Origin of the sequence: Microbacterium sp. BF1, assembly GCF_019279095.1 — a bacterium.
Taxonomy (GTDB): domain Bacteria; phylum Actinomycetota; class Actinomycetes; order Actinomycetales; family Microbacteriaceae; genus Microbacterium; species Microbacterium maritypicum.
Genome location: NZ_JAGYWT010000053.1, coordinates 1 through 9033 on the forward strand (window position 1 = coordinate 1; position 9033 = coordinate 9033).

Consider the following 9033-nt stretch of genomic DNA (forward strand, 5'->3'; position numbering starts at 1 on the left):
GAGCGCGACCATGATTCCGGCGAACACGAGCTCGCCGAGGGGGACGGAGGGAGAGCGGCGTGCGGGTCGACCATCGTGGTCGACCCGCACCCCCTGCTCCTCGGTCCCCGATGAGGCGGGGACCGTCATGTCACTGCACCAGACCGATGTTCTTCAGCGTCGCCGTGACCTCTTCGATGTTCCCGGTGAGGAAGTCATCGAACTCCGCGCCGACCAGGAACGCGTCGGTCCACCCCTTGGTCTCCAGCTGCTCCGTCCACGCCTCGGATTCGTGCAGCTCGGTGATCACGCGCACCAGCTCGTCCTTCTCGCCGTCGGAGATGCCACCCGGGGCGATCACGCCGCGCCAGTTGGTCAGGACCACGTCGTACCCCTCCTCGGTGATGGTCGGGACATCCGGGAGCTGCGACACCGGCTCCTCGCTCGAGACAGCCAGAGCCTTGAGCGCGCCGCTCTCGATGTGCTGCGCGAACTCGCCGACGCCCGAGATGCCCGCGGCGACCTTGCCGCCGATCAGCAGCGGAACGGCCTCGCCGCCGCCGGAGTTCGGCGTGTAGTTCAGCTTCTCGGCGATCTCGGCCCCGTCGAGTCCTGCTTCCTCGAGCATGAGACCGGCGAGGATGTGGTCGGCGCCGCCCGCCGAGCCGCCGGTGATCGTGACCGCCTGGCCGTTGTCGACGACGTCTTCGACGAGGTCTTCGAGCGTGTCGTACTTCGAGTCGGCCGGCACCACCACGACGAGCGGTTCGTCGGTGAGCCGGGCGATCGGTGTGGTGTCCTCGATCCGCACGGCCGAGGCGTTGGTCTCGACCGCTCCGACCATGACCAGGCCCATCACCATCAGCGTGTTCGGGTCCTTCTCGTTGGCGAGCTGGGCGAGGCCGACCGTGCCACCGGCACCGCCCACGTTGGTCACGGGGGCGGAGGCCACGAGGTCGTCCTGCGTGAGCACCTGCGACAGCGCCCGGCCCGTCTGATCCCATCCCCCACCGGGATCCGCCGGGACCACGATCGAGACGTCGGTGACGGTGGCGGTCTCTGCTTCCCCTCCACCGTCGTCGGTCGCTGCGCTGCCTCCCGCGCACGAGGTGAGTGTGAGGGCTGCGACCGCGGCCAGCCCGGCCAGGGTTGCGATGCGTGCGTTCTTCATGTGCGCTCCTCCTTGAGCGTTCGTGGTGCTGTGGCTCCACCCTGGAGCGGGAGCTGCGCCTGCTCCAGCTTCGGAAACCATTGGTCGGAGTTTCGGAACTATTGGTCACGAGCGGCTCTCCCGCCCGCTCGCACCGCACTCGCCGAAGGGCCAGAATGAGCAGGTGGCCTCGAAGATGACGCTCCGCGTGCAGTTGCTCGTGCTGCAGGCGCTGATCGTGTTCCTGGTGACCCTGGCGACCGGCATCGTGGCCGGCGCGTTCCAGGAGCAGGCTCTCCGCGAGGCGTACAAGGACCGGATGCAGGCCGTGGCCCAGTCGATCGCCGCGCTCCCGACGGTGCACGCGGCGTTCGACGATGCCGAGCCCTCCGCAGCCATCCAGCCGATCGCCGAGGTCATCCGCGAGGCCTCCGACCTCGCCTACGTCGTCGTCGCCAACGAAGACGGCATCCGCTACTCGCACCCGAATCCGGAGCGCATCGGCGAGAAGGTCTCCACCGACCCGTCGATCCCCCTCGCCGGCGAGATCTACGTCGGCACGCAGACCGGCACGCTCGGCACGTCGTGGCGGGTCAAGGTGCCCATCCGCGACGATGAGGGCGACGTGATCGGCACCGCATCCGTCGGGATTCTCGAGTCGGAGCTGAACGAGGAGTTCTCGGCCAATCTCGTCTGGCTGATCTCAGCGATGCTGGCGGCTGCTGTTCTCGGGGTGTTCGGCTCGGCGTGGGTGACCTCCATCATCCGGCGGCGCATCTACCGTCTCGAACCCCACCAGATCGCCGCTCTCGTGAAGAACCAGGAGACCACGCTGCACGGTCTGAGCGAAGGGGTCATCACGGTCGACGGCACCGGGCGGATCACACTCGTCAACGACGCCGCCGCGCGATTCCTCGACAGGGATGCCGCCGATCTCGACGGCGAACCCGCCGCCGAGGTCCTGGGCACAGAGCTCGCCACGGTGCTCCGGCAGGGCGAGTCCGCCGGCCGGCCGGTGATCGTCGGGGCGCACGTGCTCGTCGCCCGCAGCACCGGAAGCGAGGCAGACGGCGAAGGCATCGGAGCGACGCTGTTGTTGCGCGATCACACCGAGTTGCACGACGTGGTGCGACGGGTCGAGGCCGCGGATGCGATCATCGCGTTCCGACAGCGACTCGGGCTCCCCAAGGGACTGAGCGCCGAGACGCTCGATCGTGTCTGCGCAGCTCTCGCCGCGCGCCCCGACGCTTCGGCGACCGAGATCGGCGACGACCTCGAGATCTCGCGCGTCAGCGCCCGCCGCTACCTCGAGCATCTCGCCGGCTCCGGCCGAGCGACCCGCACGCTCGACTACTCGACCAAGGGCCGCCCGAGCACCCGCTACCGGTCGAACGACGCCGTCTGAGGCCCGTCACCCCTGGGACGCAGTGCCATTGTGTGCGACACTGGATCGCATTCGACGTCGTCGTCAGCCTGCCCGGATCGAAGGAGATCTCATGGTTCGCAGTACCTATCCCGATGTGGAGATCCCCGAGGTCTCCATCCACGAGTTCCTGTTCGGCGATCTCTCCGAAGCCGAACTCGACACCATCGCCCTCGTCGACGGGATGAGCGGGGCGACCACCACCTACCGGCAGCTCGTCGGACAGATCGACCTTTTCGCCGGCGCCCTCGCGGCACGCGGAGTCGGGGTGGGCACCACTGTCGGCGTCCTCTGTCCGAACATCCCGGCCTTCGCCACCGTTTTCCACGGCATCCTCCGCGCGGGGGCGACGGCCACCACCATCAACTCCCTCTACACCGCCGACGAGATCGCGAACCAGCTCACCGACGCCGGAGCAACCTGGCTCGTGACGGTCTCCCCTCTGCTTCCCGGCGCACAGGCCGCCGCGGACAAGCTCGGGTTCGACGCCGACCACGTGATCGTTCTCGACGGCGCCGAGGGCCACCCGTCCCTCCCTGCGCTGCTCGGCGAAGGGCACCCCGCACCGGACGCGACATTCGACCCGGCGACCCATCTCGCCGTCCTCCCATACTCCTCGGGAACGACCGGCCGCCCGAAGGGCGTCATGCTCACGCACCGCAACCTGGTGGCCAACGTGTCGCAGTGCCGTCCGGTCCTCGGCGTCGATGCCAGTGACCGGGTGCTCGCCGTCCTGCCCTTCTTCCACATCTACGGCATGACGGTGCTGCTGAACTTCGCGCTGCGTCAACGGGCCGGGCTCGTCACGATGCCGAAGTTCGACCTCCCCGAGTTCCTGCGCATCATCGCCGAGCACCGCACCACCTGGGTGTTCGTCGCTCCCCCGATCGCGGTCGCGCTCGCGAAGCATCCGATCGTCGACCAGTACGACCTCTCCGCCGTGAAGGTGATCTTCTCCGGCGCCGCGCCTCTCGACGGCGCCCTGGCCTCGGCGGTGGCCAACCGCTTGGGGTGCATCGTGACCCAGGGGTACGGCATGACCGAGACCAGCCCCGCGGTCAACCTCATCTCCGAGGCGCGCACCGACATCGACCGCTCGACCATCGGGCCGCTCGTCCCGAACACCGAAGCACGGCTCGTCGATCCCGATTCGGGCGAAGACGTCACAGTGCCGGCAGAGGGCGCGAGCGAGCCCGGTGAACTGTGGGTGCGGGGACCGCAGGTCATGGTCGGCTACCTCAACCGCCCGGACGCCACGGCAGAGATGCTCGATGCCGACGGCTGGCTGCACACCGGTGATGTCGCCACCGTCACCGATGAGGGCATCTACCGTATCGTCGACCGGCTCAAGGAGCTCATCAAGTACAAGGGCTACCAGGTGGCTCCGGCCGTGCTGGAAGCCGTGCTGCTCGAGCATCCCTCCATCGCGGATGCCGCCGTGATCGGCGCACTCGATGAGGACGGCCAGGAGGTGCCCAAGGCCTTCGTCGTGCGACAGCCGGATGCCGACCTCGACGCCGACGCGGTCATGGCGCACGTCACCTCCCACGTCGCGCCGCACGAGAAGGTGCGGCAGGTGGAGTTCATCGACGTGATCCCCAAGTCGAGCTCGGGGAAGATCCTGCGCAAGGATCTGCGTACCCGCTGACGACGTCACCGGGTACACGAAGAAGCCCGCCATCCCTTTCGGGGTGGCGGGCTTCTTCGTGAGCGAAGTGCTTACTCGGACTTCTTCTCGACAGCGTCCTCGGCGGCAGCCTCGGCTGCTTCGCCCTCGGCCTGCGACTCGGCGCCGGCCTCGACGGTCTCGTCGGCGGGAGCCTCCTCGGCGGGAGCCTCCTCGACGACCTCAGCCGGCTTCTCGGCCTTCTCGGCCTTCGGAGCAGCAGCCTTCTTGGTCGACTTCGCCTTCGGGGTGACGGGCTCGAGGACGAGCTCGATCACGGCCATCGGCGCGTTGTCGCCCTTGCGGTTGCCGACCTTCGTGATGCGGGTGTAGCCACCCTCACGGTCAGCGACGAGCGGCGCGATCTCGGAGAACAGGACGTGCACGACTTCCTTGTCACCGATGACCGACAGCACGCGACGACGCGCGTGCAGGTCGCCACGCTTGGCGAAGGTGATCAGACGCTCGGCGAGCGGGCGAAGGCGCTTGGCCTTGGTCTCGGTCGTCTTGATCGACTTGTGGGTGTAGAGCGCCGCCGCGAGGTTGGCAAGCATCAGGCGCTCGTGTGCGGGGCCGCCTCCGAGGCGGGGACCCTTAGTGGGCTTGGGCATAATCGTCTAGCTCCTGGTCAGAAAGGTCGGGTATCAGAAGGACTCGTCTTCGCTGCCGCCGTAGAAGTGGGCGCCGTCGAAACCGGGCACCGAATCCTTGAGCGACAGACCGAGCGAGATGAGCTTGTCGCGCACCTCGTCGACCGACTTCTGGCCGAAATTGCGGATGTTCATGAGCTGCGTCTCCGACAGGGCGACGAGCTCAGAAACGGTGTTGATGCCCTCACGCTTCAGGCAGTTGTACGAGCGGACCGACAGATCGAGGTCCTCGATCGGCATCGACAGCTCGCTGGAGTTCACTGCCTCCACCGGCGCCGGGCCGATCTCGATGCCCTCGGCCTCGACGTTCAGCTCGCGGGCGAGACCGAACAGCTCGGTGAGCGTCTTGGCAGCCGAAGCGACGGCGTCGCGGGGGCTGATGGCCGACTTGGTCTCGACGTCGAGGACGAGCTTGTCGAAGTCGGTGCGCTCCCCGGCACGGGTCGCGTCGACGCGGTAGCTGACCTTGAGGACCGGCGAGTAGATCGAGTCGATCGGAATCTGACCGGCCTCGGCGTACTCGTTGCGGTTCTGCGTCGCCGAGACGTAGCCACGGCCACGCTCGATCGTGAGCTCGAGCTCGAACTTCGCGGTCTCGTTGAGGGTCGCGATGACGAGCTCGGGGTTCTGGATCTCGACACCGGCCGGAGCCGAGATGTCAGCGGCGGTGACTTCGCCCGAACCGGTCTTGCGCAGGTACGCGGTGATGGGCTCATCGCGCTCCGACGAGACGACGAGCTGCTTGATGTTGAGGATGATCTCGGTGACATCCTCCTTCACGCCGGGGATGGTGCTGAACTCGTGCAGCACGCCGTCGATGCGAACGCTGGTGACAGCAGCACCGGGGATCGACGACAGCAGGCTGCGGCGCAGCGCGTTGCCGATCGTGTAACCGAAGCCAGGCTCCAGAGGCTCGATGATGAACCGGCTACGGTTCTCGACGATCTTTTCCTCGGTCAGTGTGGGACGCTGTGCAATAAGCACTCTGTGTTCCTTTCGATCACATGCCCGCTATATGACATGTGGTGGGGTGAGGTTTTGAGTTGTGGAAGTCGATGCCCGCAACGCGGGCGTCGAGCCGCTCAAACCACGAAGGGACCGAGCGGCTCGACACGCGAATCAGACGCGGCGACGCTTCGGCGGACGGCAGCCGTTGTGCGCCTGCGGGGTGACGTCCTGGATCGAACCCACCTCGAGGCCGGCGGCCTGCAGCGAGCGGATCGCGGTCTCGCGGCCGGAGCCCGGACCCTTCACGAGGACGTCGACCTTCTTGAAGCCGACTCCGATGGCGAGCGTGAGGTCGCGCTCTCCAGCCCGAATCGAGTGGTGTGGCCCGACCTCGGCATCACCAAGGCGGAGCTGGCGGAGTACGTGCAGCTGGTGACGGTGCCGTTCCTGGCTGCGAACGGCAACCGCCCGGTGTCGCTCGAGCGGTTCCGCGACGGCATCGGGCCCGCAGGCGGAGCACGGGCCGAGGGCTTCTTCTCGAAGAACCCGCCCAAGGGGACCCCGGACTTCGTCGACGCCGTCACGGTGACCTATAACAGTGGGCGTCAGCATCCGCAGATCGTCCTGAACCGGGCGAGCGCGATCGTGTGGGCCGTGCAGATGAACACGATCGTGTTCCACCCCTGGGCGTCGCTCGCCACCGATGCCGACAACCCGGTCGAGCTGCGCATCGACCTCGACCCGCAGCCCGGCACCGACTTCGCGGATGCCGTGAGGGCCGCCCACGCGTTGCGCGAGGTGCTGCGCGAGGCCGGGTTGGACGCGTTCGCCAAGACCAGCGGCAACAGAGGCCTGCACGTGTTCGCGCCGATCGAGCCGACGCACGAGTTCCTGGACGTGCGGCATGCCGTGATCGCCGCCGGCCGCGAGCTGGAGCGGCGGATGCCGGATCAGGTCACGACGAACTGGTGGAAGGAAGAGCGCGGCGAGCGCATCTTCGTCGACTTCAACCAAGCCAACCGCGACCGTACGATGGCCGGCGCCTACAGCCCTCGCGCGCTTCCCGGCGCGACCGTCTCGACACCCGTGGCGTGGGACGAGCTCGACGGCCTCGACCCGACCGCGTTCACGGTGCGCAGCATCCCGAAGCGCCTGCAGGAGGTCGGCGATCCCTGGGCCGCGATGCAGGACGCATCGGGACGCATCGACACGCTGCTGGAGTGGTGGGAGCGCGACAGGGAGAACGGGCTCGGAGAGCTTCCCTTCCCGCCGGAGTTCCCCAAGATGCCGGGGGAGCCCCCACGCGTGCAGCCGAGCAAGAAGGTGGCGGCGAACTGGGACGACGACGGCGTGCCTGCGGAGAAGGACTGACGTCCCTCGGCCCAGGACAGCTCAGCTCAGGACATCCGCGAGGTCGTAGCCGGCGACGGTGTCCAGCTGCTCGTAGGTGCACGAGCGGGCATCGCGATCGGGGCGCCAGCGCTCGAACTGCACGGTGTGGCGGAAGCGGGCGCCTTCGAGCTGGTCGTAGCGCACCTCGAGCACCCGCTCGGGGCGCAGACGCACGAAGCTCACATCCTTCGATCCGCTGAACCGCGACCTCTCGCCCTCCGCGGTCACGGCGTCTCCTGCTTCGTCACGTTCGACCAGCGGGGCGAGCTCCTCGACGAGCTCCTGTCGGCGGGCGTCGCTCCACGCCGCCACTCCGCCGACCTGACGAAGCACTCCGTCGCCGCCGTACAGCCCGACCAGGAGCGAGCCGACTCCTGAACCGGACTTGTGGATGCGGTAGCCGAGCGCGACGACGTCGGCCGTGCGGGCGTGCTTGATCTTGAACAGGGTGCGCTTGCCCGGGGCGTAGGGCTGGTCGAGCGGCTTCGCGACGACGCCGTCGAGACCCGCGCCCTCGAACTCGGCGAGCCAGCGCACCGCCGCATCCCGATCACGGGTCGTGCGCGTGAGGTGCAGCGGATGCTCGACGCCCTCCATGAGAGTCTCGAGACGTGCCCTCCTGGTCTCGAAGGACTCGGCGAGCAGATCGTCTTCCCCGGAGGCGAGCAGGTCGAAGGCGACGAACATCGCAGGTGTCTCGACGGAGAGCTTCGCGATGCGTGAAGCCGCGGGGTGGATGCGCTGGCTCAGCGCCTCCCAATCCAGGCGCTGCGAGCCATGGGCCCCGGTGGCGACCACGATCTCGCCGTCGAGCAGGCATGGGCCAGGAAGCAGATCGGGGATCGCCTCGACCAGTTCGGGGAAGTAGCGGGTCAGGGGCTTCGCGCCGCGCGACCCGATCTCCACCGTCTCGCCGTCCCAGGCGATGAGCCCGCGGAATCCGTCCCACTTCGGCTCGTACAGCAGGCCGCCGGGGGTCTTCGCCGGGTCGGGTACCGCCGGCACCGCCTTGGCGAGCATCGGAGCCGGGATCTCGTAGCGCATGGTCCCATCCTGGCCGCAGGCGATCCGCGGCGGAAGGGGAGGGGATCAGTCGAAGAGGTCGGAGAGGGTTGCCGGTTCACCGGCATCCCGCAGAGCTGTGCGGGCAGCGTGCCAACCGGCCATGCCGTTCACGGACGGACCCGGGGGTGTCGCGGCTGATGCCAGATACACGCCGTGCATCGGCGTGCGCCAGGGGGCGGGGGAGAGGGTCGGGCGCCGCAGTGCCTGGCGCATGTCGAACACTCCGCCGGAGATGTCGCCACCGATCTCCGTGGGGGTGACCGCTGCGCGCGACGATGCCGGCACCGCGTGGTGCGCGAGGATGAGGTCGCGGAAGCCCGGTGCGAAGCGCTCGACCTGCGCGGTGATCGACTCGGTCGGGTCGAGGTCCGATCCCGGCGGCACGTGAATGTAGGCCCAGAGCACCGCCTTGCCCGCGGGAGCGCGGGAATCGTCGAGGATCGAGGGCTGCACGGCGAGCACATAGGGCCGTGCGCTCACTCGTCCGGCGGCGACGGCGTTCTCGCTCGCCCAGACCTCGGCGCGCGTGCCGCCCAGATGCAGGGTCGGCGCGTGGGCGACGTCGGGGTTCGCCCACGGGACCGGTCCGTCGAGGGCGAAGTCGACCTTCGCGGCTCCCGGCCCGTACCGGTACGAACGGAGCGCGCGGGCGTAACCCGCAGGAACGTCGGGGTGCGTGAGCGCGAGCCGCGGTGAGGTGTTCAGCAGCAGCAGGTCCCCGCGACGAGGATCGCCCCAGTCCAGAGCCCCCAGGTCGGAG

Annotated in this window: 8 protein-coding genes and 1 pseudogene; 3 read left to right on the forward strand and 6 right to left on the reverse strand. The window is 68.4% G+C overall.

Annotation, left to right across the window (positions count from 1 at the left end):
* Window positions 1-130: 130 nt before the first annotated feature.
* Window positions 131-1150: a tripartite tricarboxylate transporter substrate binding protein gene (locus KZA10_RS03360; protein ID WP_021201107.1), complete on the reverse strand. Its 1020-nt coding sequence runs from the start codon at window positions 1148-1150 to the stop codon at window positions 131-133.
* Window positions 1151-1313: 163 nt separating this feature from the next.
* Between KZA10_RS03360 and KZA10_RS03365 the strand changes: the two genes are divergently transcribed.
* Window positions 1314-2534 carry a PAS domain-containing protein gene (locus KZA10_RS03365; protein WP_036271429.1) on the forward strand — a complete coding sequence of 407 codons (1221 nt, stop codon included), beginning with the start codon at window positions 1314-1316 and terminating at the stop codon, window positions 2532-2534.
* Between the two features lie 91 nt (window positions 2535-2625).
* Window positions 2626-4200 carry an AMP-binding protein gene (locus KZA10_RS03370; protein WP_218682174.1) on the forward strand — a complete coding sequence of 525 codons (1575 nt, stop codon included), beginning with the start codon at window positions 2626-2628 and terminating at the stop codon, window positions 4198-4200.
* A gap of 71 nt (window positions 4201-4271) precedes the next feature.
* On the opposite strand, the gene rplQ is transcribed toward KZA10_RS03370, so the two are convergent.
* The 3 genes and pseudogenes from rplQ to rpsK form a co-directional block, all read right to left on the reverse strand.
* Entirely contained in the window at window positions 4272-4829 is a 558-nt protein-coding gene (gene rplQ / locus KZA10_RS03375) for a 50S ribosomal protein L17 (RefSeq protein ID WP_031207971.1), read from the reverse strand.
* Between the two features lie 33 nt (window positions 4830-4862).
* Window positions 4863-5852, reverse strand: coding sequence for a DNA-directed RNA polymerase subunit alpha (locus KZA10_RS03380; RefSeq protein WP_017829188.1), 990 nt, complete (start codon window positions 5850-5852; stop codon window positions 4863-4865).
* Window positions 5853-5987: 135 nt separating this feature from the next.
* Window positions 5988-6149, reverse strand: a pseudogene (rpsK, locus tag KZA10_RS18665) (30S ribosomal protein S11); the annotation flags it as partial.
* A 45-nt stretch (window positions 6150-6194) separates the two neighbouring features.
* Here rpsK and KZA10_RS03390 point away from each other — a divergent pair.
* The gene (locus KZA10_RS03390; protein WP_374196533.1) at window positions 6195-7187 is read left to right on the forward strand and encodes a DNA polymerase domain-containing protein; all 993 of its coding nucleotides are present in this window, start codon (window positions 6195-6197) and stop codon (window positions 7185-7187) included.
* 21 nt (window positions 7188-7208) lie between these two features.
* Here KZA10_RS03390 and KZA10_RS03395 read toward each other — a convergent pair whose 3' ends face one another.
* Entirely contained in the window at window positions 7209-8252 is a 1044-nt protein-coding gene (locus KZA10_RS03395) for an ATP-dependent DNA ligase (protein WP_055870477.1), read from the reverse strand.
* Window positions 8253-8297: 45 nt separating this feature from the next.
* Window positions 8298-9033, reverse strand: a 736-nt coding sequence (locus tag KZA10_RS03400) for a phytoene desaturase family protein (protein WP_374196532.1), incomplete at its 5' end; no start/stop codon positions are given.